The organism is Streptomyces sp. 3214.6 (genome assembly GCF_900129855.1).
Taxonomy (GTDB): Bacteria; Actinomycetota; Actinomycetes; order Streptomycetales; family Streptomycetaceae; genus Streptomyces; species Streptomyces soliscabiei.
In genome coordinates, this window is sequence record NZ_LT670819.1 from 5,760,020 (window position 1) to 5,786,548 (window position 26,529).

General features: G+C 70.3%; 24 protein-coding genes. 14 read left to right on the forward strand and 10 right to left on the reverse strand.

What is annotated here, in order from left to right; translation table 11 throughout:
* Positions 1–65: 65 nt before the first annotated feature.
* The 8 genes from B5557_RS26125 to B5557_RS26160 form a co-directional block, all read right to left on the reverse strand.
* Positions 66–515 carry a hypothetical protein gene (locus B5557_RS26125; RefSeq protein ID WP_079661736.1) on the reverse strand — a complete coding sequence of 150 codons (450 nt, stop codon included), beginning with the start codon at positions 513–515 and terminating at the stop codon, positions 66–68.
* A gap of 22 nt (positions 516–537) precedes the next feature.
* Positions 538–846, reverse strand: a complete 309-nt coding sequence (locus tag B5557_RS26130; RefSeq protein WP_079661737.1) for a hypothetical protein — start codon at positions 844–846, stop codon at positions 538–540.
* Positions 847–1,093: 247 nt separating this feature from the next.
* Positions 1,094–3,199 (reverse strand): ATP-binding protein, encoded by a 2,106-nt coding sequence (locus tag B5557_RS26135; RefSeq protein ID WP_079661738.1) that lies wholly within the window; start codon positions 3,197–3,199, stop codon positions 1,094–1,096.
* A gap of 118 nt (positions 3,200–3,317) precedes the next feature.
* Positions 3,318–3,635 (reverse strand): hypothetical protein, encoded by a 318-nt coding sequence (locus B5557_RS26140; protein WP_079661739.1) that lies wholly within the window; start codon positions 3,633–3,635, stop codon positions 3,318–3,320.
* A 2-nt stretch (positions 3,636–3,637) separates the two neighbouring features.
* A complete protein-coding gene (locus tag B5557_RS26145) occupies positions 3,638–4,027 on the reverse strand; it encodes an RRQRL motif-containing zinc-binding protein (RefSeq protein ID WP_079661740.1) in 390 nt (129 codons plus the stop codon).
* Positions 4,024–4,878 (reverse strand): protein spdB, encoded by an 855-nt coding sequence (locus B5557_RS26150; RefSeq protein WP_079661741.1) that lies wholly within the window; start codon positions 4,876–4,878, stop codon positions 4,024–4,026. Before B5557_RS26150 ends, B5557_RS26145 begins: the two co-directional genes overlap by 4 nt.
* Positions 4,875–5,321, reverse strand: a complete 447-nt coding sequence (locus B5557_RS26155; RefSeq protein ID WP_079661742.1) for a Pycsar system effector family protein — start codon at positions 5,319–5,321, stop codon at positions 4,875–4,877. The genes B5557_RS26150 and B5557_RS26155 overlap by 4 nt, the downstream gene beginning before the upstream one ends.
* On the reverse strand, positions 5,318–5,587 hold the full coding sequence (locus tag B5557_RS26160) for a DUF6284 family protein (RefSeq protein ID WP_079661743.1): 270 nt from the start codon (positions 5,585–5,587) through the stop codon (positions 5,318–5,320). Before B5557_RS26160 ends, B5557_RS26155 begins: the two co-directional genes overlap by 4 nt.
* Positions 5,588–6,226: 639 nt before the next feature.
* Here B5557_RS26160 and B5557_RS26165 point away from each other — a divergent pair.
* Positions 6,227–7,003 carry a GntR family transcriptional regulator gene (locus tag B5557_RS26165; protein ID WP_079661744.1) on the forward strand — a complete coding sequence of 259 codons (777 nt, stop codon included), beginning with the start codon at positions 6,227–6,229 and terminating at the stop codon, positions 7,001–7,003.
* Positions 7,004–7,017: 14 nt separating this feature from the next.
* On the forward strand, positions 7,018–7,566 hold the full coding sequence (locus B5557_RS26170) for a UTRA domain-containing protein (protein WP_079661745.1): 549 nt from the start codon (positions 7,018–7,020) through the stop codon (positions 7,564–7,566).
* Positions 7,567–7,692: 126 nt separating this feature from the next.
* Here B5557_RS26170 and B5557_RS43120 read toward each other — a convergent pair whose 3' ends face one another.
* Together B5557_RS43120 and B5557_RS26180 are read right to left on the reverse strand one after the other, a co-directional pair.
* Complete coding sequence (locus B5557_RS43120) at positions 7,693–9,252, reverse strand: ATP-dependent nuclease (protein ID WP_159424433.1); 1,560 nt, start codon at positions 9,250–9,252, stop codon at positions 7,693–7,695.
* Positions 9,253–9,583: 331 nt separating this feature from the next.
* A complete protein-coding gene (locus B5557_RS26180) occupies positions 9,584–11,335 on the reverse strand; it encodes a dolichyl-phosphate-mannose--protein mannosyltransferase (protein WP_079661747.1) in 1,752 nt (583 codons plus the stop codon).
* A gap of 139 nt (positions 11,336–11,474) precedes the next feature.
* On the opposite strand from B5557_RS26180, the gene rsmI reads away from it, so the two are divergent.
* The 12 genes from rsmI (at position 11,475) to B5557_RS26240 (ending at position 26,510) form a co-directional block, all read left to right on the forward strand.
* The gene (gene rsmI, locus B5557_RS26185; RefSeq protein WP_079665012.1) at positions 11,475–12,326 is read left to right on the forward strand and encodes a 16S rRNA (cytidine(1402)-2'-O)-methyltransferase; all 852 of its coding nucleotides are present in this window, start codon (positions 11,475–11,477) and stop codon (positions 12,324–12,326) included.
* Between the two features lie 277 nt (positions 12,327–12,603).
* Complete coding sequence (locus B5557_RS26190; protein WP_079661748.1) at positions 12,604–13,032, forward strand: hypothetical protein; 429 nt, start codon at positions 12,604–12,606, stop codon at positions 13,030–13,032.
* Positions 13,033–13,093: 61 nt separating this feature from the next.
* A complete protein-coding gene (locus B5557_RS26195; RefSeq protein ID WP_079661749.1) occupies positions 13,094–14,008 on the forward strand; it encodes a TatD family hydrolase in 915 nt (304 codons plus the stop codon).
* Positions 14,009–14,122: 114 nt separating this feature from the next.
* Positions 14,123–15,547, forward strand: coding sequence for a resuscitation-promoting factor (locus B5557_RS26200; RefSeq protein WP_079661750.1), 1,425 nt, complete (start codon positions 14,123–14,125; stop codon positions 15,545–15,547).
* Positions 15,548–15,592: 45 nt separating this feature from the next.
* Positions 15,593–16,528: a 16S rRNA (adenine(1518)-N(6)/adenine(1519)-N(6))-dimethyltransferase RsmA gene (gene rsmA, locus B5557_RS26205; protein WP_079661751.1), complete on the forward strand. Its 936-nt coding sequence runs from the start codon at positions 15,593–15,595 to the stop codon at positions 16,526–16,528.
* Positions 16,525–17,445 (forward strand): 4-(cytidine 5'-diphospho)-2-C-methyl-D-erythritol kinase, encoded by a 921-nt coding sequence (locus B5557_RS26210; RefSeq protein WP_079661752.1) that lies wholly within the window; start codon positions 16,525–16,527, stop codon positions 17,443–17,445. Before rsmA ends, B5557_RS26210 begins: the two co-directional genes overlap by 4 nt.
* Positions 17,442–18,731: a HEAT repeat domain-containing protein gene (locus tag B5557_RS26215; RefSeq protein ID WP_079661753.1), complete on the forward strand. Its 1,290-nt coding sequence runs from the start codon at positions 17,442–17,444 to the stop codon at positions 18,729–18,731. Before B5557_RS26210 ends, B5557_RS26215 begins: the two co-directional genes overlap by 4 nt.
* Before the next feature lie 338 nt (positions 18,732–19,069).
* On the forward strand, positions 19,070–20,878 hold the full coding sequence (locus tag B5557_RS26220) for an ABC-F family ATP-binding cassette domain-containing protein (RefSeq protein WP_079661754.1): 1,809 nt from the start codon (positions 19,070–19,072) through the stop codon (positions 20,876–20,878).
* A 189-nt stretch (positions 20,879–21,067) separates the two neighbouring features.
* Positions 21,068–22,912 carry an outer membrane protein assembly factor BamB family protein gene (locus B5557_RS26225; RefSeq protein ID WP_079661755.1) on the forward strand — a complete coding sequence of 615 codons (1,845 nt, stop codon included), beginning with the start codon at positions 21,068–21,070 and terminating at the stop codon, positions 22,910–22,912.
* Positions 22,913–22,985: 73 nt separating this feature from the next.
* Positions 22,986–25,061, forward strand: coding sequence for an outer membrane protein assembly factor BamB family protein (locus B5557_RS26230; protein WP_079661756.1), 2,076 nt, complete (start codon positions 22,986–22,988; stop codon positions 25,059–25,061).
* A 274-nt stretch (positions 25,062–25,335) separates the two neighbouring features.
* On the forward strand, positions 25,336–26,037 hold the full coding sequence (locus B5557_RS26235; RefSeq protein WP_079661757.1) for a helix-turn-helix transcriptional regulator: 702 nt from the start codon (positions 25,336–25,338) through the stop codon (positions 26,035–26,037).
* Positions 26,034–26,510 (forward strand): hypothetical protein, encoded by a 477-nt coding sequence (locus B5557_RS26240; protein ID WP_079661758.1) that lies wholly within the window; start codon positions 26,034–26,036, stop codon positions 26,508–26,510. Before B5557_RS26235 ends, B5557_RS26240 begins: the two co-directional genes overlap by 4 nt.
* The last annotated feature ends 19 nt before the right edge of the window (positions 26,511–26,529 follow it).

The following is a 26,529-nucleotide window of genomic DNA, read 5'->3' on the forward strand; positions in this document are numbered from 1 at the left end:
GGGTGACTGGCTGGACAAGGGCGACCCCGACTTCTTGGCGGAATGGGGGGTCGCCCTTGGCGTAGCTACTGGTCGTCGGTGGTCATGAGGGCGTATTGCTGGCGGACGTAGGCGCGGGGGTCGCAGTCGGCGTGGGCGTCGTCGAGGTCGACCAGGAACGTGGCCGCGATGTGGGCGGTGTCGTCGTCGCGGTGGTCGGCTCCGTCGGCGAGCGCGATGCGGTCGAGGACGGCGGCTTTGCGCAGGTAGTAGCTGCGTTCGAGCTTGGTGTAGCAAGCGGCGGTGCCGAGGGTGTGAGCGATCCAGTCGAGTTCGCTGGGGATCGTGGGGGCGTCGGCGTAGGCCTGCTCAGGCTCGGGCCACACGTCGGCGTGGTCGGCGTCGAGGTAGAGGCGCTGACGTTTGCCGTCGGCGGTGGGGAAGACGGTGACCCGTCCGGCCTTGAACGCGGTCTGCAGGGCGTCGGTGACGCGGTCGGAGTCGGCAGGGTCGCAGATGATGCGGATCTCGAACACGGGTGGTTCCTCTCGGGGTTGGTCAGCGCTTGGAGCCGAAGAGTTTGAGGCTGACGCCGCCCACGCTGATCGGACCGGAGGCGGCGGCGATGGCGACGGCGGTGTGGACGGCGAAGTCGAGCAGGGCGAGGAGGGCGGCGACGGTGGCGAAGACGCCGATCGCGCCGGCGGTGGCGACGGCGAGCGGGTAGAGGTAGGCGCTGAGGGGGCGGCCGTGGTGGTCGGTGGTGTGGACGACGATCACGACGGGTTGGCCGGTGGCCTGTGCGCGGTGGTAGGCGTCGGCGGGGATGTGCGGGGCGAGGTTGCCGGGCGGGTCGGAGCGGCGCATGGGTCCTCCTTCGAGGGCGCGCGACGGATGGGTGTGGGGCTATGCGGAATCCCTCCCGGTGGTCGGTCAGGGAGGCGGAGCCACCCCCTTCGGGAAGGCTTCAGAAGGGGGTTTCAGGGGTGCTGACCTGCGCGCCTCCCTGCCTCCCTGAGAGATCATCTGTGCAGGTCAGGGCCAGGGAGGCGGGGCAGGGAGGGGGTGAGGGAGTTCTCCCTGCCTCCCTGCCCCGGGGAGGGGTCGCCTCCCTTCATCCGTCGGCGGAAGCGGAACCCTCGCCGTCGCGGTTGGCGAGAGCGCGGGCGACGCGGTCGCGGCCGACGACCATGCGGCCGTCGGACTTGTAGGGCTCCGCGCCGGCGTCCTCCAGCACGCGCTTGAGGTCGCCGGGCGTCCACCGGCCGTAGGCGTCCGCGTTCAACGCGGTGAGCCGCTTGAGGACGTCGGCCGTCAGGACGCGGGAGGCGTCCCCGAGGACGGCGAAGACGTCGGCGAGCGGGTCGCGCTCCTCGCCCCGCTCGATCACGTGCACGGTGGTGACGCCGTCGCGCACGGCCTTGGCCCGGGCCGCGATCGCCTTGGCGTCGTCGGTGCTGATGTAGTGCGTGCGCACCGTGATGGACGTCTGTCCCTTGGGGATCTCGATGCCGTCGGAGGCGACGACCAGGGTTCCCTTGTCCAGGCCCTGACGCAGCAGGTGCGGCGCGGCACCGCCGTTGACGGCCTTCTCCCCGAGTGCCATGACGGCCTGCGACGCGGTGCCCAGCGCGAGCGAGGCACGGGTGTGCGCGCCCTCGCGGACCAGCTTGGGAAGGTTCTGGTCGGTCGGGTCCTGCGTGCCCTGCCACAGCAGCACGTTCACGGCCCGCCCCTGGTTGTGGATCTTCCGGGCGGCCATGAAGTAGCGGGAGGTCGAGGACGACCCGCCGTAGGGGCGCTTGTCCTCGTCCTTGACCGGGCACATGAACGCGACCTGCGCCTCGTCCACGATCACGATGAGCGGCGGGAACTCGGTGCCGGGCGGGGCCTGGAGACGGCGGTTCATCTCCTCGACCGCGTCCTCGGCCATCTCCGTGACCTGGATGACGTGGTCGTCGGTCGGGCCCTGGATCAGCCGCGAGGCGATCCCGTCGAACATGTTCCAGTCCCCTGCGCCCTTGAGGTCGCCCACCCAGAACTCCACCGACCGGTCCAGAGCCAGCCACAGCGCGAGGGAGCGCAGGGCGGCGGTCTTGCCCTGGTTGGACAGACCCGTGATGAGCAGGTGCCGCTGATAGACGCTCAGCGATGCGGCGTCGCCGCGCAGGTCCTGACCCCACGGGGCGCGGCCCGTCGTGTAGTTCGCGGTCATCGTCTCGTCGGTGACCAGCGGGGACGGGCCGATCGGCTCGTCCAGCGCCCCGGAATCGGCGATCCACAGCCGCACCGTGCGCGCGGCCTCCGGGATCGTGATGAACACCTCGTGCTCATGCCGGGTCAGGTTCTCCGCCAGCTTCCGGCGGCGGTTCTGCACCTCGATCGTCGCCACCCCGGACGGAAGCGTGACGTCCACCTCGACCCCGCAACCGGCGATCCGGATGGGTCCCAGCATGGACGCGCCGGCGTCGCCCATCTCCTTGATGGCGTTGCGCAGGGCGGGCACTCCGAGGTCGCGCAGGGCCTTGACCACGATCGACGGCGTGATCGGCTCACCCTCGCCCGACCGGACGTTGGCGGGCAGCGCCCACGCGGGCGCGGCCTGCTGCTTGCTGCCGACCGCCCACAGGGCGAGCAGGGCGAGGAACGGGCCCAAAGAGACCAGCGGCCCCCACACCACCTGAATGATGGTGATCAGTAGGTTGATGAACTCGATCACGGCCGCGATGGGGGTGACGACGTCTTTGACGTCCTTGTTCGCGATGGCCATGACGATGCCGAGGGCGACCAGGGACCCGATGCCCATCCCGGTGCCTACGGCGACGCCCTTGGCGGCGTCCAGCGGGGAGTGGAGCAGGTCCATGCGGCGGCGGTGGCGGGCGTCGCGGTAGCGCTGCCCGCGCTCCTCCCATTCCGCAGCAGCCTCCATGTTCCCCGCGGCTTCCGCCGCGCGCATGAACCGCTCGTAGCGGGCGGCGGTCTTGCCGTCCCAGGTGCGGCGGGCCACGATCCGCGCCCCGCCGGCCACGTAGAGGGTGTGGCGGGCGACGGCGCGGCCGGCGGTGCGGGTGTGCTCGTGCGTGACGGCGGTCTTCACGGCGCGGCCGGAGCGCACCCACAGGGGCGTCGGTGCCGGCGGCGTGGGGTCGGGCACCACCGTGAGCACGGTCGGTGCGGCGGGGGTGGGGTCTTTGTGCAGTTGAACGACGTTCTCGGACATGCGGAAGTCTCCTCAACACCCCACGACGGGGGCAGGAAGGCAGGCAGACAAGGAGGGAGAGGGGCCGGGACGGGCGGGGCCGTCCCGGCGTGGGGTGTTCAGGCGAGCCGGGCGGGCGTCACCACCAGCCGGAGGCCTTCTTCGCGGCCTTGGCGGCGGCGGCCTCGCGCACGATCCGCTGACGCTCCATGTGCAGCGCGGTCAGTTCGGCGGTCAGCCGGGTCTCGGCCGAGCTCGCGACGGAGTCCAGCCGGTTCTCCTCGCGGCCGGTGCTCTTGCCGCGCAGGACCCGGTAGGAGCCGCCGGCCAGCGCGCCGATCACGGCACGGCGTTCGGCACTGGTCAGCGGCCACATCTCGCCCTTGCGGACCGCTTCCAACTTGCGGGTGGTCTTGCTGATCTCGCGGTCAAGGCGGCGGGTGTCGGCGTTGCCCATGGTCAGCTACTCCTCAAGGCGGGTTGCCGCAGGTCGGCGGCGGGGCGGGTGTCGCAGGACTCGCACGTGCCGATGGACGTGCGGATGACGTAGCCGACGTCGCGACGGCAGGCGGGGCAGGTGCGGCGGGGACGCATCATCGCTTCGTGCGCCCGCCACCGGCCCGGCGTCATCGGCCGGACCGGCTTGGCCAGGTCGATGCGGTAGAGGTAGGCGGCCGCGATGCCGCGCGGGTAGCGCCACAGCAGTTGAGCGGCCACCTGCTGACCAGCGGGCCGCAGGCCACGCGCCCTCAGTTGGCGGCGGGTGGCGAGGCCCTCGGGGGCCATGCGCAGCGGGTAGGTGGGGATGCCGTACGTCGTGCCGTCCGGGTCCCAGAACCGCACGCTCATGCGGCGACCACGCGCTTCCATGCCTCACGCAAGCGGACTTCGGATGCGGAGTGGCCGGCCGCGCGGAAGCGGGCGGCCATCTCGCGGTAGGACAGGGCCGGGGTCTGGCTGTGCCGGATCTCGTGCACCACTCGGTCGAGAGCCTCGTCGGTAAGCGCGAGAGCGAGCGCCGGCACGGCCTCCGTGGGGCCCCACACGGGCAGTTCCCAGCGGGGTGTGACGTCGGGTGTGACGCGGGTCGTCACGCTGGTCAGCGCCCTGCCCGTGTCCTCGCCGCGCCGCGCCGTCTCCAGCGTCGACCAGGCCCCGGCGAGGGTTGCGGCGGTCTTGGCCTGCACGCGTGCGACGCGCGCGCCGGCCTGCGTCACGGCCGTCAGCCGGGTCTCCTCGGTGGCTGCTTCGGCGTGCAGTCGGGCGCGGGCCACGGCCGCTTCGTCGCGGGCTTCCTGCTGGATGCCCGCGATGGCGTCCAGCGCCACCGGGGTGAGCGCGGTGCGCTCCCACAGCCCGTGCACCAGCCACAGCGCCTTGGCCGCGATCGGCAGCCACGCCACGGCCAGCCACGCGCCGGCCGCCTCCCCAGCGGTCAACGCGTGAGCGACCAGAACGCCCGTGGCGATCAGACCGAAGAACCAGCCGACGGCGGTCACGGTGCGGTTGTGGTCGCCCTGCGCTGCCAGGCGGCGTTCGTAGGCGAGTATGGCCAGCCATCCCCCGTCGATGCCGACGCCGACGACCAGCGCGACCAGCCACGGCATTGCGCTGCCCAGCCACATCACGACCACGGCGAGGGTGAGGACCATGGACACGGCCGTCATGGCGACGGCCGGCAGTACGGTCTTGACCTTCATGCCGCACCCCCGACCGTGAGCAGCACGGCGAGGACGAGGAGCGCTCCGCCCGCCCAGGTCAGGTCGACCGCGCGGCGCAGGCTCGTGAACTTGGCGACGGCCAGGCGGGACAGTCCGGCGACGTCGGCGGCGAGGTCGCCGCCGTCGACCGTGGCGGTGATCTCATCCGGCGTGAGCGTGGCCCACAGCGGGAAGCCGTGCCGGCCGCGCAGGTTCGGCCGCACCGACCGCAGCAGCAGAGCGGCCGCGCCGACCAGCAACGCCATGCCCGAACCGCCCGCGATGCCGGCAGGGACGTTCAGCGGCACGTCGCGGGCGATCGTCCACGCGCCGGCCAGGACCGCGCCGACGAATGCCAGCAGCAGGGCCGTCTTGGCGTCGGTCCGGGCGATCTCCGCCTTCACCTCAGCGTGCGCGGCGGTCAGCTTCGGCGAGGCACTCATGCCGCACCCCCCGGCAGCAGCGCGCCGGCCGGGCCGTTGGCCAGGTCCCGACGGGCCGCCAGCACCCGGTTGGGGGCCCGGCGGATCCGGCGGGCGTCCACCTCGTTCGCGGGACGGTCAAGGGTCATGATCTGGGCGTCGAGCAGGTCGACCTCCGCCAGGATCAGCGGGGACTCCAGCTCGATCGCGTCCAGCTCCGCAGCCGTCGGCTCCATGAAGTCGGCGAACGCGGTAACAGCGTCCTGAACAGTCACGATGGTGTTCATGGGTCGTGGTCTCCCTAGCAGGTGAAACGGCCCGAACAGCACCCCCGGAGTAGGCGCTCCGGGGGTGCGCGCCGTTGGAGTCGGTTCCGGCTCCCCTCAACCCCGCCCGTACGGACTCCACATGGTGCGGGACCGGACGGGCGAGGGAGGCAACCGGCGCAGCGTGAGCCGCCGCGAAAGCCGAAAGAGAGTGGACCGAGCTACTGCACAGGCGACGCCGGCCGGTCCATCACGTCGACGCCCAAAGCTGTCGTTGGCGCATCGGAACTCCTCGGTCGAAGGGGTACGGGGTAAGCACTGCAAGGGGGACCTTGTCCCCACTCTCCGGCCGTTGCTCGCGGTCGCCGGGCCACCTCCCCAGTACGGGCCGAAACCCTGTTTCACCTGGGCCTTAGCGGGCGGTCTTGCAGCGTCTTCCGCCCTGGTCGGAGCAGCCCAAAGAAGGCCCTCCTGTCGCTCCGCTGAACTAGTTCTGCGGTGCGCTGTGACGATTAAGGCACGCTCCGGAGTGGGCGTCAATAGAACTAGTTCAGAGAGTCTGCGACTCGCCCGATCGATCCCGAAGTGATCCCGGCTATCCTTCTAGGACTAGTTCTGTAAGACTGGGGGCGCGTGAGTCACACATCGAGGGAGTCAGGCATGGAGGAGACCAAGGTTCCGAAGGTTCAGCGGCTCGCCGCTGAGCTTCGGGCGAAGATTCGGGAGGGGGTCTATCCCCCGGGTTCCGCGCTGCCCAAGGTGCGGGAGCTCCAGGAATCCGAAGGTGTCGCCTACCAGACCGCGCGCGACGTGTACCGCGTACTGGAGGACGAGGGCCTGATCATTTCCCGCAGGGGTGAAGGCACGTTCGTCTCACCGATCCTCGGGAAGATCCACCGGGACGGGACGGGCCGCTACATCAAGTCGGCTCGGGAAGAGGCCGGCGCGCGGGGCGCGTTCGCGGCTGAGATCGCCAGGCTCGGGATGACGTCGGGCGCATCAACCGTGATCAGTCGGGAGCGACCGCCGAAGCGGATTGCTCAGATCCTCGGCGTCCATCACGCGGCGAAAGCCCTCGTCCGGGCCAGGGTCATGCGCGCCGACGCCACGGTCGTACAGGTGGCAACCTCGTACTTCCCCGGTGACGTGGCGTTCGGTACGCAGCTTGAGCAGCAGGACACCGGCGACGGCGGAAGCAAGTCGCGCCTCGCCGAACTCGGCTACGAGCAGACCCGGATCCAGGAATCCATCGACGTACGGCCCCCCAGCAAGGAAGAAGCCGAGTCACTCGGCGTGTCCGCCGACCGGTTGGTCTACGAGATCACCCACGTCGGCCTCACCGAGAGTGGCAGGGCTGTGGAGGTTTGCGTTCACGTTATGCCCATCACCCTCTGGTCACTCAGCTATGAGTGGCCCATCGACCTGCCCGCAGTCTGAGAGGAAAGAACGAAGTGAGCAGCAACACCGCGATCGTCCGCGACGCCACTGAGCGCTACCGCACGGCTCGCCGGGAGGCGGGCGAAAGCCGGGGTGCCTTCGAGGCCGAGATCAAGCGGCTTGGGGGAACCCCTCGTGTGGAAACCGCGATCCGTCGCGACACCGCACCCTCTCAGGTCGCCGAACTTCTCGGCGTCGCGAGCACTGACCAGACCGTGATCCGCGCCAGGCACATGTACGACGGTGACCGCCTGGTCCAGCTTGCCGACTCCTACGTCCCCCTGGACGTGGCAGAGGCTGCCGGCGTTGAGAACCCCGACCCCGGCCTCGGCGGCATCATCAGCCGGATGCGGGACGCAGGGTTCGAGCAGACCGAGGCGATCGAAGAGGTCGCGCTCTACGCGGCGTCCTCCATCGAGGCAGAGGCGTTCGGCGTCGAGGTCGGCACCAACCTGCTCCGCATCACACACACTGGCTACACGAAGACTGGTCGTGCCGTCGAGGTTACTGTTCACCGCCCGGGCCCTGGCTGGGTTCTGCGCTACAGCCCGCCCATCAGCTGAGCCCAACGTATCGACGGCCCGCACCGAAAGCGTCTAAATGGTGCGGGCCGTCGCTTTGTACCCGGAACCGCAATTGACAGAGGTCATCGAGGAGGGCTCTTTTCGATCTACAGCCGGACAGCGGGTCTACAGAGATCCCAAGAATGTGCCAAGATCGGTGCCGTCGATCTCTGCTTTATGCATCTCCGAAGCGGCTCTCCAGTTGTCTGTCTTACGCCACTTAACGCCAGGCGTCTTAGCCAACTTCCCGAAAGGCGCAAGAGAGCGGGCAGAGTCGCCAAATGCCCGCCTGACGGCCCGGTCTGTGAAATAGTTTTCCAGTGCGCGGCGATCGAGGACATGGCCAGTGATGTTGATTTTTTGGCACAGATCCACAAAGGCTTGCCGCTCCGGATCGAGAGATGTGCCCGGTGCCGATCGCTCACTGTCGATAAGGTAGTGGACTTCCTTTCCGATTCGCAGCAAGTCGGTCAATTCTTGCCTGACGTCTCCGCGAATCATGTCGCCACCGTGTAGTGGAAGCATGAGTACGTCGTGCTCTTTTCCGTACAGGCGAAGGAATTGCATGAGAGTGCGAAGTTCAGTTTTCCCTTCTACCAGTAGGACCTTGTTAAAGCCCATTTCTGGTCGGTGGGCGAAGGAGAGTTGGCCGAGCAGGGTAACCAGATCTTGGTCTTCCTCGTAGGGGCGGATCTGGCTGGTGCCGCCAGTGGGCTTAGCCACTGTATAGATGTGATCGGCCGCCGTCCGGGCAAGCCCGAGACTGTGAGTGGCGAAGAGTACGCCCTGCTCGGTGTAGCGAGCCAGCGTCTGCAAAAAGTCGAGTTGAAGCGAGGCGTGGAGATTTAGTTCTGGTTCATCGAGGAGGAGCAGCTTCGGCCTGCGTACGAGAACATTTACCATTACGACGACGAAGTGGGCAAATCCTGCTCCCAGTTCGCTGAGGCGGTGGCTGCGTCCGTCAATCATGAGTTGCAGCGTATTGCCCGAAGGGTTGATCTCCAGCTTCTCGTAACCGAAGATTCGCCGTAGCTCCTCTGTCATCTCATGTACAGCTTCGTTGGCTGTCGGATCAGGGCCAGTCTTGAATTGATTGAACGCATTAATGAATGCATTCCCTGTCTGAATGTCATAGTAATTATCGTTACTGCCGACATGGATAGCATTACGGAATGGCCCGATGTACATCGTATCGGAAATTGTTTTCATTACGCCGCTTAGTGGCCTGAAGAAGCTTTGAATATTTTCCATAGTGGGGTTTTGGAGCGCGGTGAGTCTATCCCCTGAAAATGTCCTGAGCTCTAGAGGTGGACGGCCGCCCTTCCTGTCGAATTGCGTTGAGAGGATAAGCTTATTACCGTTATCGACGAAAGGCCCGTGCGGACCGTCGTGAACAATGAACTGAAGCTCCACAGGTCGCTCGACGCCAGCTCGGTTAATCCTTTCCCCTGGAAGCACGGTTGGCGACCAGCTCCATTGCTGATCAGTGAAGATGTTTTGGTAGATCGTCAGCTCGCTATGAAGGAGATTTAGCAGCGGTCTAATCTCATATAGAAGTCGAAGCAGTGAACTTTTCCCCGAATTATTGGTTCCAATAAATGCACTAAAATCATCGCGCACTCGGAAGCTGGATGGTTCGTCGCCGAAGCATCGGTAATTTTTGATTCGAATTTCAACGTCGAGCATGACGCACATTGTATGAGTTCAGTCGAGTTGTGGCACACGGTTTTGAGGACCTGGCTCGTGTGGTGCAGCCCTCAGTTGCCAGTGATGGTGGATGGGGATTGAAGGCGCAGCAAGATCAGGACGAGCCGTAAACGAGAGTGCGGTCCCCGATGCTTGAGCTATACAAACAGCATGGGCAGACGATGGCTGAGCGAGTGATCTTGAGCAGACTGTAAACCAGGAACTGGGCCGTCTCAGGGCCGTCCGAGGGCGGCCCGCGACGACCAACAACGACCAACGATGACCACGACGGCCGAACGTCCGTCGTGGTCATCGTCGCGTGTCTGCCCAGCTAGACCCAGGTGTCCAGCCACATCCGCGAACGCCAGTTGTCGATCGGGATCGACGTCCCCGTGTACAAAGGCCAGAAATAGATGAAGTTCCAGGCGATGAGCAGGACCAGGACGCCCGCTCCCGTCGCTCCCGCCACGCGGCGGGTGTCGCTCGAACCCGGTGGGCCGATGATCGCACCGATCATCATCGCCACGGCCAGACAGAGGAACGGCAGGAAGACGACGGCGTAGAAGAGGAAGATCGTGCGTTCCTGGTACATGAACCACGGCAGGTAGCCGGCCGCGATGCCGCAGGCGATCGCGCCCGCGCGCCAGTCGCGGCGGAAGAGCCAGCGCCACAGCACGTAGGCGATGGCGAAACAGCCCGCCCACCACAGCAGCGGCGTGCCGATCGCGAGGACCTCACGGGCGCACTTCTCGCCCGCGTCGGACGGACAGCCGTCCTTGCCGGCCGCGGGGGACTCGTAGAAGTACGACACCGGACGGCCCAGGACCAGCCAGCTCCACGGGTTCGACTGGTACGGGTGCGGCGAGGTGAGGTGGGTGTGGAACTCGTACACCTCGTGCTCGTAGTGCCACAGGCTGCGCCACCAGTCGGGGAACAGCCACGTCCAGTTGCCGCCCTTGCCGTCGGTGGCCGCCCAGTTGCGGTAGTAGCCGCCCGAGCCGTCGGTGGCGGACAGGATCCAGCCCGTCCACGATGCCACATAGGTGACCAGCGCGATCGGGACCGTCGACAGGAACGCGAAGCCCGTGTCGCGCTTCAGCACCGCCCGGTACGGGTGGCGGGCGCCCGCCACCTTGCGCGAACCGGCGTCCCACAACACCGTCATCACACAGAACGCGACCAGGATGTACAGGCCGTTCCACTTCGTGCCGATGGCCAGACCCAGCAGCAGACCCGCACCCCAGCGCCAGGGGCGGAATCCGATGCGGGTGGTCTCGGCGATGTGCGCGTTCGGGCGGTAACGGCCGTCCTCGTCCGGCTGGAGCGCGGCGGCGAGTTTCGCGCGGGCCCACTCCCGGTCGGCCACCAGACAGCCGAACGCCGCCAGCACGAAGAACATCAGCACCCCGTCGAGCAGCGCGGCGCGGCTCATCACGAAGTGCAGCCCGTCCACGGCCATCAGGGCGCCCGCCAGGCAGCCCAGGAACGTGGAGCGGAAGACACGGCGCCCGATCCGGCACAGCAGGAAGACGGACAGCGTCCCCAGCACGGCGGTCATGAACCGCCAGCCGTACGGGTCGAACCCGAAGATCAGTTCGCCCAGCCCGATCACGTACTTGCCGACCGGCGGATGCACGACGTACGCCGCGTCCGTCGGGATCGGGACATGTCCGCCCGAGGAGAGGATGACGTCGTTGGCGTTCTTGTCCCAGTTGACCTCGAACCCGCGGTGGACGACCGCCCACGCGTCCTTGGCGTAGTACGTCTCGTCGAATATCACCGCCTTGGGGCTGCCCAGATGCCAGAACCGCAGCACCCCCGCCATCAGCGTGACCAGCAGCGGGCCACCCCACGACGACCAGCGCACGAGCCGCTCCGCCCACCGGTGCGGGACGCCGAGCGCCTGCCACACGCGCGGGCTGGGCTTCGCGAACGGCGGCACCAGCCGCTCACGGACGTCGGCGGCGGGTTCCGCCGTATATCCGAAACGGCGCAGCCGCTGCTGCCACGCGGGCCGCTGATCGTGCGGCGGCCGGTCGGGCCGGTAGTCCGTGGAGTCCATGGAGGACGCGGTACTGGTCACCGCGCCATCGTAGGGAACAGGTCTGTGTGAGTCCCGTGCTTGGGGCCTCCCTCGGCCCTGCGAGGATGGAAACGTGACAGCCGCACCCCGAAGCACGCCCACAGCCTCGCCCGCAACCCCCTCCGCGACCACGCCCGGAATCCTCGTGCTCGCCGGTACGCCCATCGGCGACGTCTCCGACGCCCCGCCCCGGCTCGCCGCGGAGCTGGCCGGCGCCGATGTCATCGCCGCCGAGGACACCCGGCGGCTGCGGCGGCTGACGCAGGCGCTCGGGGTGACGCCCAAGGGGCGCATCGTGTCCTACTTCGAGGGCAACGAGTCCGCCCGTACGCCCGAACTGGTCGAGGACCTCGCGGGCGGCGCGCGCGTGCTGCTTGTCACCGACGCCGGGATGCCCTCGGTCTCCGACCCCGGCTACCGGCTGGTCGCCGCGGCCGTCGAGCGGGACATCCGGGTCACCGCCGTCCCCGGCCCGTCCGCGGTGCTCACCGCGCTGGCCCTGTCCGGGCTGCCCGTCGACCGGTTCTGCTTCGAGGGATTCCTGCCGAGGAAGGCGGGGGAGCGGCTGTCGCGGCTGCGGGAGGTCGCGTCGGAGCGCCGCACGCTCGTCTACTTCGAGGCCCCCCACCGGCTCGACGACACCCTCGCCGCCATGGCCGAGGTCTTCGGCGCCGACCGGCGGGCGGCCGTGTGCCGTGAGCTGACCAAGACGTACGAGGAGGTCAGGCGCGGCCCGCTCGGCGAGCTGGCGGAGTGGGCGGCCGAGGGCGTGCGCGGCGAGATCACCGTCGTCGTCACCGGCGCGCCCGAGCGCGGGCCGCAGGAGCTCGACGCGGCGGAACTGGTGCGGCGGGTGAGGGTGCGCGAGGAGGCCGGCGAGCGCCGCAAGGAGGCCATCGCGGCGGTGGCGGCGGAGGCCAATCTGCCCAAGCGGGAGGTGTTCGACGCCGTCGTGGCGGCGAAGAACGCGGGGGGCACAAGGGCCCTGTGAAGGGGCTCACACCCCCTCTGAGCAGGGCGCATGTCGTCTGAGCGTGCGCCCCATGTGCGGGCAAAGGGCAGTCGCCGAAGGCAAAGCCCACCCCCGTCAGTGAGGCCGCTTTGGCAAGGAAAGTCCAAATCGGCTCCAACAGTGCACAGGCCTGATGCATTCGGTCCGGTCGAGGCGTCCACTGGTGGCAGGGACGCACCCGTCCCTCGCTCCCAAGGACGTTCCGGGGGGAACGCCCGCGCCGGGAGCGCTTGTCCAGCGGACAGCAGGAGCTGGCATGAGTGAGATCACAGGGCAGACCGGCCTCCGGGGCGGCGCGAGCGCCGTCGTCAACGAGTCGTACTCCTTCGCCTGCATGCGCTGCGGGCACGGCTGGGAACAGTCGTACGAGATAGAGCACCACACCGACGCCGACGGCCACGAGTTCGTCCTCTATGTGGCGAACGGCCAGGTCGTGCCGTCCCCGCTGAGCCGCCCCGCGTGCCAGAACTGCGACGGGCACGTCGTGCGCATCATGGCGGCGGGACAGGTCTCGTCGGTGCTCAGTGCGGCGCGTCAGCGCAAGTCGCCCCCGGCGGGACCGGTCGAGGCGCCGGTGACGGCCGCAGAGGAGGAAGCCGGGCAGCAGCGGGCCGGGGAGCGGCCCGAGGAGCACCACCACTGGCACCTGTCCGATCTCCTGCACCCCTTCCGCAAGGCCGGCTAGCAAGCTCGGCCGGCAGGGCCGGCCAGCAGGGCAGGGCGTGCCCCTTCCGTAGGATCGGGGCATGTCTTCGAACGCAGACAAGAGCGCCGGCAAGAACGCCGAAAAGAGCGCCGACAAGAGCGCCGCGCCGCCGCTTCCGGCCCCCCTCGGGGTGCCGGTCGCCGACTCCCACACCCACCTCGACATGCAGTCGGGCACGGTGCAGGAGGCCCTCGCGAAAGCCGCGTCGGTCGGCGTGACGACCGTCGTCCAGGTCGGCTGCGACGTACGGGGCTCCCGGTGGGCGGCCGAGACGGCGGCGGCGTACGACAGTGTCCACGCCGCCGTCGCCCTGCACCCGAACGAGGCGCCGCGCATCGTGCACGGCGACCCCGACGGCTGGTCCCGGCAGGGCGCGCGCGAGCCGGGCGGCTCCGGGGCGCTCGACGAGGCGCTCGCCGAGATCGACCGCCTGGCCGCGCTCGCGCACGTCAAGGGCGTCGGAGAGACGGGACTCGACTACTTCCGCACCGGCCCCGAGGGCAAGGAAGCACAGGAGAACTCCTTCCGCGCCCATATCGAGATCGCCAAGCGGCACGGCAAGGCGCTGGTCATCCACGACCGCGACGCCCACGCCGACGTCCTGCGGGTCCTGAAGGAGGAGGGCGCCCCCGAGCGCACCGTCTTCCACTGCTACTCCGGCGACGCCGAGATGGCCGCGATCTGCGCCCGCGCCGGGTACTTCATGTCCTTCGCCGGCAACGTCACCTTCAAGAACGCCCAGCAGTTGCGGGACGCCGTCGCCGTGGCCCCGCTGGATCTGCTCCTGGTGGAGACCGACGCACCGTTCCTGACCCCGGCGCCCTACCGGGGCCGGCCCAACGCGCCGTACCTCATCCCCGTCACGGTGCGCGCCATGGCCGCCGTACGGGACATCGACGAGGACGCCCTGGCCGCCGCCCTCGCCGCCAACACGGCACGCGCGTTCGGTTACTGAACGCCTCCCGAGACGTCGAACACAACTCTCGGTAGCCGGGTCGCTTTGGAGAGTGACGGTCGCTCCGCTAGGTTCTGGGGGCCCGATCCGGACCCCACCCCCTGGAGTGTCGGCGTGAGCAACTCGCAGCACCTCGAGTACGACCCCTACGGCGGTGGCGGATCGTACGTCGACCTGCACAACGCGGAGACGATCGCGTACGGCGTGTACGCGGCCCCCGGAACGTACGACGACACCTACCGGCCCGCATACGAGGCGTACGGGGCGTACGGGGACCACGAGGCATACGGGGACCACGGGGCGCACGGAGCGTACGAGGCACCGCCCCCGCCTCCCGAGACCCTCGTGCTGCCGGAGCCGGTCCAGCTCGCGGCCGAGCCGCCGTTTCCCCGGCAGAGTGCGGGGCGAGCCGGGCGCCGGCGCAGGACGCGCTCCGCCGAGCTCCCGGAATCCACGATGCGCCGCCTGCTCCCGCAGGCCCTCGTCGTCGCGTTCCTGGCCGGCGGCACCACCGCCTTCGTCGCCGAGGACAAGGCGGTCGAGCTGACCGTCGACGGCAAGCCGCGCACCCTGCACACCTTCGCCGACGACGTGGGCGAACTCCTCGCGGAGGAGGGCGTGCAGGTAGGGGCGCACGACCGGGTGGCGCCCGGCCCCAACGCCGAGCTCACCGACGGCGACGAGATCGCCGTCCACTACGGCCGTCCCGTCCGCCTCACCCTGGACGGACAGCGGCACGACCTGTGGACGACGGCGCAGACGGTCGAGGAGGCGCTCCAGCAGCTCGGGGTGCGTGCGGAGGGCGCGTACATGTCCGTCTCGCGCGCCCAGCGCATCGGCCGCGCGGGGCTCGCGCTGGACGTGCGCACCGAGCGTGCCGTCACCGTCATGGCCGACGGCCGGGCCCGCACCATCCGCACCAACGCGGCGACCGTGCGCGAGGCGGTCGAGGCCGCCGGGATCGTTCTGCGCGGTCAGGACACCACGTCCGTCGCGCCCGGCAGCTTCCCGCGCGACGGGCAGACCGTCACCGTGCTGCGGATCACCGGCGCCAAGGAGGTGCGCGAGGAGGCGATCCCGTTCGCCGTGCGCCGTACCGACGACCCCTCGCTGTTCACGGGCACGGAGGTCGTGGAGCAGGTCGGACAGCCCGGACTGCGGCGCGACACGTACTCCCTGCGCATCGTCAACGGTGTGAAGCAGAAGCCCAGGCGGATCCGCAGCCAGATCGTGCGCGAGCCGCGCGAGCAGCTGGTGAAGGTCGGGACGAAGCCGCTGCCGACGTCTGTGCGGGGCGCCGACGGCCTGGACTGGCAGAGCCTCGCGGCCTGCGAGTCGGGCGGCCGGCCGGGCGCCGTCGACCCCTCGGGCAACTACGGCGGGCTGTACCAGTTCGACACCCACACCTGGCACAGCCTCGGCGGCAGCGGACGGCCCCAGGACGCCCCGGCGACGGAACAGACCTTCCGCGCGAAGAAGCTGTACGTGCGCCGTGGGTCGAGCCCCTGGCCGCACTGCGGGAGGCGGCTGCACGGCTGAGGTGCGGCGGCGGGGGGTGTCGGTGCGTCCCCGTACCCTTGTCCCGTGAGTACCAGCCCCACCCCCGACGCCCTTCTGGGCCCCGCCGACATCCGTGAGCTGGCGGCGGTCCTCGGCGTGCGTCCCACCAAACAGCGCGGCCAGAACTTCGTGATCGACGCGAACACGGTCCGCCGCATCGTCCGCACCGCGGGGGTCCGGCCCGACGACGTCGTCGTCGAGGTCGGCCCGGGCCTCGGCTCCCTCACCCTCGCCCTGCTGGAGGCCGCCGACCGGGTCACGGCCGTCGAGATCGACGACGTCCTCGCCGGCGCCCTCCCCGCGACGATCGCGGCACGCATGCCGGAGCGCGCGGACCGCTTCGCGCTGGTGCACTCCGACGCGATGCATGTGACCGAGCTGCCCGGCCCCGCCCCGACCGCGCTGGTCGCGAACCTGCCGTACAACGTGGCCGTGCCCGTGCTGCTGCACATGCTGGAGATGTTCCCGAGCATCGAGCGCACCCTCGTCATGGTCCAGTCGGAGGTCGCCGACCGGCTCGCCGCCGGCCCCGGTTCGAAGGTGTACGGCGTTCCCTCCGTCAAGGCCAACTGGTACGCCGAGGTCAAGCGGGCCGGCGCCATCGGCCGCAACGTGTTCTGGCCCGCGCCGAACGTCGACAGTGGACTGGTCTCCCTCGTGCGCCGCAGCGAGCCGATCAGGACGACGGCGTCGCGCCGCGAGGTCTTCGCCGTCGTCGACGCGGCGTTCGCCCAGCGCCGCAAGACCCTGCGGGCCGCGCTCGCCGGATGGGCGGGCTCCGCGGCGCAGGCGGAGGCGGCCCTCGTCGCGGCCGGCGTCTCGCCCCAGGCGCGCGGAGAGGCCATCACGGTCGAGGAGTTCGCGAGGATCGCCGAGAACAAGGGCGAGCAGAAGAACGAGAACAAGGCCGAGCAGAAGAACGAGCACAAGGGCGAGAACAAGGAGTCGGGGCAGAAGTGAGTGTCACCGTGCGGGTGCCGGCCAAGGTCAACGTGCAGCTCGCGGTGGGCGCGGCCCGGGCGGACGGCTTCCATGACCTGGCGAACGTCTTCCTGGCGGTCGGCCTGTACGACGAGGTCACGGTGACCCCGGCCGACACGCTGAGCGTCACCTGCGAGGGCCCGGACGCGGACCGAGTCCCCCTGGACCGCACCAACCTCGCGGCGAAGGCGGCGATCGCTCTCGCCGAGCGGTACGGCCGTGATGCCGACGTGCACCTCCACATCGCCAAGGACATCCCCGTCGCCGGGGGCATGGCGGGCGGCAGTGCGGACGGCGCGGGCGCGCTGCTGGCCTGCGACGCGCTGTGGGGCACGGGCGCCTCCCGTGACGAACTCATCGACATCTGCGCCGAGTTGGGCAGCGACGTGCCCTTCAGTCTGGTCGGCGGGGCGGCACTCGGCACCGGACGGGGCGAGAAGCTGACGGCCCTGGAGGTCGGCGGCACGTTCCACTGGGTGTTCGCGATGGCCGAGCGGGGGCTGTCGACCCCGGCGGTGTTCCGCGAGTTCGACCGCCTGACGGAGGGCCGGAGCGTTCCGGAACCGCTCGCTTCACGCGACCTCCTGGCCGCCCTCGCGAAGGGCGACCCCGACGCGCTCGCGGCCACCCTCTCCAACGATCTCCAGCCCGCCGCGCTGTCCCTCTTCCCCGAGCTGGCGGACACCCTGGCAGCGGGCCGCATGGCAGGCGCCCTCGCCACCCTGGTCTCAGGCTCGGGCCCCACCACGGCCCACCTGGCCCGCGACGCCGCCTCGGCAGCAGAAATCGCAGAGAAACTACGAACCTCGGGCACCTGCAGAAGCGTCCGAGTGGCGTCGGGACCGGCGCCGGGGGCGACGGTCGTCGAGGGCCGGCACGACAACGGGGTCGGGTGACCCTTTACCCAACCGAGTCGGGCGGCGGGGCGGATGCCAACCGCGCCGACCCGACCGACGCCGACCCGACCGACGCCGACCCGACCGACGGAGTCCCACCCCTCTGCCTCGCCGTCGCCGCGTACGACGAGCCCCTCGCCGAGGAGCTGCTCAACGCCGGCGCCGACCCCCTGCGCCCACTGGACGGTGTGCCCGGCGGCGACCCCGTCCTCCCCGGCGGCGACACCCCGCTGACCCGGGCCGTGGACAGCGGCTGCTCCTGGATGACCACCAGGCTGCTTCCCGAGCCCGTACGCCTCGACGCCGACGCCCGCGCCGCTCTCCTGGCCCGCGCCCGGCACTGGGCCGACGCGGACCTCGAGGCCGAGCTGCGCCGCAGGACGGGAGCGGCCGGCCCGGTCGAGCGGCGAACAGTGCGGGTCGACGGCTGGAGCTGCCACCACGAGCGGTACACGCTCGCCGGCCAGACCGTGTGGGACGGCCACCTCGGCGTCCTCACCGCCCTGGAGGAACGCTTCCGGATCCGGACGCCGTTCGACGAGCTCCTCGCGCGGGCGCTCACCCGCCCGGACCGGGACCACGCCGTGTGGACCGACGTCGTCGTCCACCTGGCCACCCGTCAGGACGACGAGACCTGGACCGCGGCCGAGGCGCTGCGCGACCACCCCGACCGGCTCCGCCGTCTCTTCGCCGCGGACGTGCTGCGGTGCCTCGTCATCGGGTTCGGCGGTCTCTTCGCGCGGCCGGGAGCCGTCGTCGACAAGCCGGCGACCGAGGTGTTCCTCCCCTGGGCCGTGCAGGAACGGGACCCGGAGGTGCTCGCCGTGGTGCTGTCCGGGCTGAGCGAGGCCGACGGGGACGGCGTGGACGGCACCCGGGCCGATGAGATCGACGCCGTCGGTCTGTCGTACGTCGGGCATCTCGATCCACGGGTGCGCCTGGAGGTGCCCGAGACCCTGAGGAGGGCAGCCGAGCGCGTCCCGGCGGAGAAGCTCGACGCCCTGTACACGCTCACCCGCGATCCCGACGCCGGGGTCCGCGAGCGGGCGGCGTACTGGCTGGCGTCCTGCCGCGCGCAGGCGCCCGGCATCACCGACGTACTGGCCGCACTCCTCGACGACGAACTGCGGGAGACCCGGGTGCACGCCGCCTACGGGCTCGCGAAGCGCGGTGATCCGCGCTGTGTGGAGGCCGGGCGGCGGCTGCTTCCCCTGGATCCCGACGGATGGCCGGACGCAAACCTGGTGCGGGCGATGTGGGCGTACGAGAAGGGTGACGACGGATAGACCGGCGTGAGAGCCGGGCGTGCGCGAGAAGTCGCCCGCCCGTGCGTGCACCCGGCCGCCGTCCGGCGTGAGCTGCCCGGCGGCCCGCCGCGACCCAGGCGGCGTGAGCGGCTCGCGCACGCGCCGTTTTTGAGCGGCGCGCACGCGATCACGCGCGCCCTTCCGGACACCGCAGGCCGCCTCCGCGCACCGCACTCCGGCCCCGCCCGCCTCCGGCGTGTACGTCACCCGGACGGGCCGAAACGCCGTGACCGGTCCCTGTCAGTGAACGCCTGACAGGCGATGCGCCCGTCCGGACTACCCTGGAGGGTCGATCGATCCCCCCGGGCAGGAGAGAAATGGCCGTCAATCTGGTCAATGTCGAGAACGTCAGCAAGGTGTACGGGACCCGTGCGCTCCTTGACGGCATCTCGCTCGGCGTGTCCGAAGGGGACCGGATCGGTGTCGTCGGCCGTAACGGCGACGGCAAGACCACGCTGATCCGGATGCTCGCCAGGCTGGAGGAGGCCGACACCGGCCGGGTCACGCACTCCGGCGGGCTGCGCATGGGCGTGCTCACACAGCACGACTCCCTCGACCCCGCCGCGACCGTCCGCCACGAGGTCATCCGCGACCTCGCCGACCACGAGTGGGCGGGCAACGCCAAGATCCGCGACGTCCTGACCGGCCTCTTCGGCGGGCTCGACCTGCCCGGCTTCCCGCAGGGCCTGGACACCGTCATCGGCCCGCTCTCCGGTGGCGAGCGCCGCCGTATCGCACTCGCGAAGCTCCTCATCGAGGAGCAGGACCTCATCGTGCTCGACGAGCCGACGAACCACCTCGACGTCGAGGGCATCTCCTGGCTCGCCCGGCACCTGCGCGAGCGTCGCTCCGCGCTCGTCTGCGTCACCCACGACCGCTGGTTCCTCGACCAGGTCTGCACCCGCATGTGGGACGTCCAGCGCGGCGCCGTCCACGAGTACGAGGGCGGCTACTCCGACTACGTCTTCGCGCGCGCGGAGCGTGAGCGCATCGCCGCAACGGAGGAGACCAAGCGGCAGAACCTGGTCCGCAAGGAGCTGGCCTGGCTGCGCCGCGGCGCCCCCGCGCGGACGTCCAAGCCGCGCTTCCGCGTCGAGGCCGCCAACGAGCTGATCAAGGATGTGCCGCCGCCCCGCGACAGCAGCGAGCTGATGAAGTTCGCGTCGTCCCGGCTCGGCAGAACGGTCTTCGACCTCGAGGACGTCACCGTCCAGGCCGGCCCGAAGGTGCTGCTCAAGCACATCACCTGGCACCTCGGCCCCGGCGACCGCATCGGCCTGGTCGGCGTGAACGGCGCCGGCAAGACGTCCCTGCTGCGCGCCCTGGCCGACGCCGCGCGCAGCGAGGGCGAGAAGCAGCCCGCGGCCGGCAAGGTCGTCGTCGGCAGGACGGTCAAACTCGCCTACCTCTCCCAGGAGGTCGGCGAACTCGATCCCGGCCTGCGCGTTCTGGAGGCCGTCCAGCAGGTGCGTGAGCGCGTCGACCTCGGCAAGGGCCGCGAGATGACCGCCGGCCAGCTGTGCGAGACGTTCGGCTTCAACAAGGACAAGCAGTGGACGCCGGTCGGCGACCTGTCCGGCGGTGAGCGCCGCCGCCTGCAGATCCTGCGCCTCCTCATGGACGAGCCCAACGTCCTCTTCCTCGACGAGCCCACCAACGACCTCGACATCGAGACCCTCACCCAGCTGGAGGACCTCCTCGACGGCTGGCCCGGCTCGATGATCGTCATCTCCCACGACCGCTTCTTCGTCGAGCGCACCACGGACCGCGTCTTCGCGCTCCTCGGCGACACCACCCTGCGGATGCTCCCGCGCGGCATCGACGAGTACATCGAGCGCAGGCTGCGCATGGAGGAGGCCGCGGCCGCCGCCTCCGCCCCCGCGGTCGCGCAGAAGCCCGCGACGGAGAAGAGCGCCGCCGACCAGCGCGCCGCCAAGAAGGAACTCCAGAAGATCGAGCGGCAGTTGGACAAGGTCACCGAGAAGGAGGCCCGGCTGCACACTCAGATCGCCGACAACGCCACCGACTTCGAGAAGGTCGCGAAACTCGACGCGGAGCTGCGCGAGTTGGCCGGCGAGCGGGAGGAACTGGAGCTGCGGTGGCTGGAACTCGCCGAGGACGCGTGAAGGGTGCGTGAAGGCGCATAACGACGGCATCACAGGCCGGTCCTCCCTTGGGAACAGGGGTGGATCGGCCCCAGGAGCTGTCGGACACGGGTGATAGAAAGAGCCGTCTGAGAACGTCTGAAGACGGCTCCGGGTGGTCACTGACCTGGGGGCGTGGCTAAAAATCAGTGACATAGGGGGAACACGCTGATGGCTCAGCCGCCCAATCCGCCGCCGCAGCAGGGTGGTTTCGGAGCACCGCAGGACCAGCCGCACCAACTGCCGCCGCAGCCACACCAGCAGCCGCAGCAGTCGCAGCAAGGCGGCTTCGGCGCACCCCAGATGCCGCCCCAGCCGCCCCAGACGTCCCCGGGTCCGCCCGCCCAGCAGCCGGCACAGCCCGGCTACGGCTACCCGCAGCAGCCGGCCCAGGCCGGGCCTTACGGCCAGCCCGGCCCCTACGGGCAGCAGCCCGGCCCGTACGGCCAGCAGCAGGGCCCGTACGGCCAGCCGAGCGGCCCCTACGGTCAGCAGCCCGGCTACGGCTACCCGGCCCAGCCGCCCCAGTTCCCGGGCGCTCCCGGCGCTCCCGGCGCCCCGGGCACCCCGCCGGGCAGCCGTAACCCCTTCAAGGGGCGGCCCGCGCTGGTCGTCGGGGCCGCGGTGGCGGCGCTGCTGGTGATCGGCGGGCTGGTGTTCGCGGTCACGAGCGGCGACGACAAGGGCGACAAGAAGCCGGTCGCCGGACCGAGCGACGACGACAAGGCCACGGCGACGTCCAGCGGCAGCCCGGTCAACCCCGGTGACGGCAGCGGCGACGGCGGCGAGGACACCGAGGACTTCAACGCCGACCGCAAGGCCGGTGAGGCGAAGGTGCTCTGGTACAAGGAGGCGCCCGACGCGCCCGCCTCCGGCGCCGACGCCCCCGGCATGTGGATCACCTCCAAGGCGGCCGTGAAAGCGGCGTACAAGGAGGTCGTCGCGTACAACGTCGGCGACGGCAGGCCGACCTGGGCCACCATCGGCTTCCCGCAGAAGATCTGCGCGGTCACCCCGCAGAAGACGGCGGACGACAAGGTCGTCGTCGCCTACATGAGCGGCACCAGCGACCGCGCCAAGTGCAACCAGCTCCAGCAGATCGACCTCAGCACCGGCGCCAAGGGCTGGACCGGGGTCGTCGCGGACGGCGCGCTGTTCGACAGCGCGATCGACATCGAGCTGTCGCTCACGGGCAACACCCTGATGGTGGGCCGCTCGCAGTCCGGGACGGCGTACGACGTGCGCACCGGCAAGAAGCTGTACGACAAGCAGAAGTACGGCAACGCGTGCTTCCCGTCTGCGTTCGCGGGCGGCACCAAGCTGTTCGCGGTGGCGTCCTGCGACGCGACCGAGGCGAATGAGCACGACGAGATCCAGGAACTGGACCCGGCGACCGGCAAGGTCAAGTGGACCCAGAAGTTCGACAAGGGCTGGACGGTCTCGAAGACGTACTCCGTGGACCCGTTGGTCGTCTACAGCACCAACCAGGACAAGAAGACCTGGAACATCTCGACGTTCAAGCCGGACGGCACCTACCGCTCGCAGGTCGGCTTCGACGAGGACTTCGCCCCCGAGTGCGGTTCAGGCTTCCTGCAGCGCGACCTGACCGGCTGTGGGGGCGTGGCCGCCGACGCCAACACCCTGTACCTGCCGACCGAGGCGAAGAGCGGCCCCAACGCGATCGTGGCGATCGACCTCTCCACCGGCAAGGAGAAGTGGCGCGTGAAGTCCCCGACCGACGAGGCGATGGCGCCGGTGAAGGTCGAGGGCGGCAACCTCGTCGCTTACGTCGAGCCGTCGTACGACACGGCCGGCCGGGTGGTGGGCATTCCGACGGCCGGCTCCGCCCACACGCCGAAGACGCTGATGCAGCTGCCCCAGAGCACGGCCAAGATCGAGGACGGCTTCTACTCGCGCGACCTCGACTGGGTCGACGGGCGCTTCTACCTCTCCTCGACCCGGCTGACGGGCAACGACGACGACAAGGAGAAGCTGATGCTCGCCTACGGCAAGTGAGGCGGCCTGCCACCTTCTCGACGCTCTGTCGCCCTCCGTCCGTCGTCCGTCGCCCTTCCGAGGTACCCACACCATGACCCAGCCGCCGCCCCCGCCCCCGAACCAGCCCCCGCAGCAGCCTCAGCAGCCGCAGCAGGGCGGTTTCGGCCCGCCCCCGCCCCCGCCGCCGCAGGACGCCGTCCCGCAGGACGCCCCGCAGCCGCCCCCCGCCCCGAACCTGGCAAAGGCCCCTGAGCCGGGCTACGGCTACCCCCAGGCGCCCCAAGCACCCCAGGCGCCCCAGGCCCCGGGTCAGGCACCGCAGACGCCCCCGCCGCCGGCAGCCCCGGCCCCGGCCGGTCCTCCGCAGCCCCAGCCGGGCTACGGCTACCCGCAGGCACCGGGCCAGCCGACCGCGCCCCCGCAGCCCCCGGCCGCCGCACCCGGCTACGGCTACCCGGCCCAGCCGGGCGCCCCCGTGCCCGGCGCTCCCGGCGCTCCCGCCGGTCCCGGCGCGTACGGTCAGCCGCCCCAGCAGCCCGGCCCCTACGGTCAGCCGAGCGCCCCGTACGGCCAGCAGCCCGGGTACGGCTACCCGGGGCAGCCCGGCCAGCCGGGTCAACCGGGATACCCGTCCCCCCAGCCGGGGTACGGCTACCCCGCGCCGCCCACCATGCCCATGCACCCCCAGCCGGGTGGCGGCGGGGCCGGCAGGAAGTTCAACGCGCAGATGGCGATCATCGTCGCCGCCGTCGCCGCGGTCGCGCTGATCATCGGCGGCGGGGTCTGGTACTCGCAGTCCGGTGACAGCGGCAAGGGCAAGGAGAAGAGCACCGCCGGTCCGACCGGCGGCGGCGACAAGGGCGATACAGGAGGCACCGGCGGCACGGGCGGAACGTCCTCCGGCGGCAGCGAGAAGGTGCCCGCCAATCCCGCCTCCGACGTCCTCTTCAAGGTCCCGATGCCCGCGGTCAAGAAGGGTGCCCATGTCGGCGTCCGGGGCTCCTGGGTGACCGACAAGGCGTATGTGAAGACCGGTGCCGGCGAGATCGGCGGCTACGACCTCGCCAAGGGCACGAAGCTGTGGACGGTGAAGCTGCCCGGCCCGGTGTGCGAGGCCAGCAAGTTCGCCACCGACGACTACCGCACGGCGATCGTCTTCCAGGCGAGCAGCGCCGAGACGGCCCGCTGTGACCAGGTCGCCGCGATCGACCTCGCCGCGGGCAAGCAGCTGTGGAAGAAGACGGTCTCGTCCGGCGACTACGCGATCGACTTCGACAACGTCACGGTCAGCGCGAACACGGTCGCCCTGGGCAGCACCCAGGGCGGCGCCGCCTTCGACATCGACTCCGGCAAGGTGCTGTGGTCGCCGAAGCCGGCCGACACCTGCTACGACGCCGGCTACGGCGGCGGCCCGAAGCTGGTGGCGGTGCGCAAGTGCGGCGACTACGACAACCCGCAGCTGGGCATCCAGACCATCGACCCGGCCTCCGGGAAGGTGCTCTCCGAGTACAAGCTCGCCGCGGGCATCGAATACGCGTCCGTCGTGTCGACCGACCCCCTGGTGGTGGCCGCCGACGTCGGCGACAGCGCCGGTGACGGCAGCGGTATCTCGGACCTCTTCTCCATCGACAACAAGACCGGCAAGCTGCGCACCCGCATCTCCGTGCCGGGCGACGACTACGCGGCCGACTGCGAAGGCATCACCAGGATCGAGGCCTGCATCGGACTGGCCGTCGGCAACGGCAAGGTCTACATCCCGACCGAGGAGCACGACGGCGGCGGCAACTACAGCCGCACCAACGAGGTCATCGCCTTCGACCTGGCCACCGGCAAGCAGACCGGCCAGCGCGCCGACGCCGGCGACGGCTACACGATCTACCCGCTGCGCATGGACGGCACCAACCTGATCGCGTACAAGCGGCCGCCGTACGACAAGGGCGGCGAGGTCGTCAGCATCGACGGCGGCTCCTTCAAGGAGACCAAGCTGATGGTGAACCCGGCCACGGAGTCGGTGCACCAGCTGGAGACCAGCATGTCCCCGGAGTACTCCGAGGTCCTCTTCGCCAAGGGGCGGCTGTTCATGTCGGAGGTGTACGCCGACGACGGCGCGACCTCGGGCGGCGATCCGCAGTACCTGGCGGTCGCGTTCGGCGGCGCGGGCAGCTGATCGTCTTAATCGCCGTGACGGCCCCGTCCCTGCTCAGGGGCGGGGCCGTTCACGTACCGCGCATGACCCTCGAATGCTAGGAATTTCGGCGATCCGGGGCACTTCTCGCCGGTAGGGGGAGCGCAACGTCGAACAAGCGTGTAGCTTCCGGGGGCATGAAGGACGGGGTGCCGGGGGGCACCCCCTTTGGTGGTCCGGGTTTGGTCCGGCTTTGTTCCGGGTTGGTCCGTGTGGGTCCGTGTGGGCATCCATACAGGGACTGGGGGGTTGCTCGATGGGAGTGCGGCTGATGGTGGTCGACGACCACCGACTGCTCGCCGAGGCGTTGGCCTCGGCACTCAAGCTGCGGGGGCACCGGGTGCTCGCCGCGGCGGCGCCGGCCGCGGGCGCGGCCGAGCTGGTGATCACCCGCGCCCCGGAGGTGTGCCTGCTGGGCACCGCGACCCCGGCCGAGCCGGGCATCTTCGACCCCGTCGTCCGCATCAAGCGGGAGCGTCCGCAGGTCGCGGTTCTGGTCCTCGGGCCGGTGCCGAACCCGCGCGGCATCGCGGCGGCCTTCGCGGCGGGCGCCTCCGGCTACGTACGCCATGACGAACGCATCGAGGGCGTGGAACGCGCCATCATGAAGGCGAGGTCGGGCGAGGCGGCGGTGGCTCCACAGCTGTTGCAGGGCGCGTTCAGTGAACTCCTCAACCCGGCAGCCCAACCGGACGACGAGGGCCAGCGCCTCCTTCAGATGCTCACGCCGAGGGAGGTGGAGGTCCTGGTCCGGGTGGCGGACGGCGAGGACACCCGTCTGATCGCCGCCGGCATGGGCATCGCCCCGTCCACGGCCCGCACCCACGTCCAACGCGTCCTGATGAAACTGGGCGTGGGCTCCCGCCTGGAGGCGGCGGCACTCGCGGCACGCACGGGCCTGCTGGACCGCGCGGGCCCCCTTCCCACCTCGGCGGACAGAAGCGGAGGCCCCTCATGACGCCCCGCATAACTCCTCGCACGGTCGTCGCCCGCGGCGTACGCCTCGGCGCGCTCGTCGGCGCCTGGCCCGCGGGAATCGGCGCCATCCTGTGCCTCATAGCGTCGTTCGTCTTCCTGACGGGCGGCCAGCAGGGAACAGCGCGGGCGCTGCTCGTCGCGGCCGCCTACGCCGTCCTCGGCAGCATGGCGGTGGGCCTCACCCTGGGCACGGCCACCGGCCTCACCCTGGCACTGGCCCCCCGCCGACTGCTGGCACGCCCGCTGCTGCGAGGCCTCCTGGCGGGCATCACCGCGGCCCTCCCCGTAGCACTGGTGTCCATCGCCGCCCTGACCGGCGACGGCTACACCCTCGCGAGCTACCCGCCCTCAATCCACCTCCTCACCTGGACCGCAACCCTGACGATCGCCTTCGTGGCGGCAGCCCGAAGCGGCGAGATCGCCGGCTGCGGCACCAGCGCTGACCGGCCCTGAACCCCGGCGCGTATCTCTG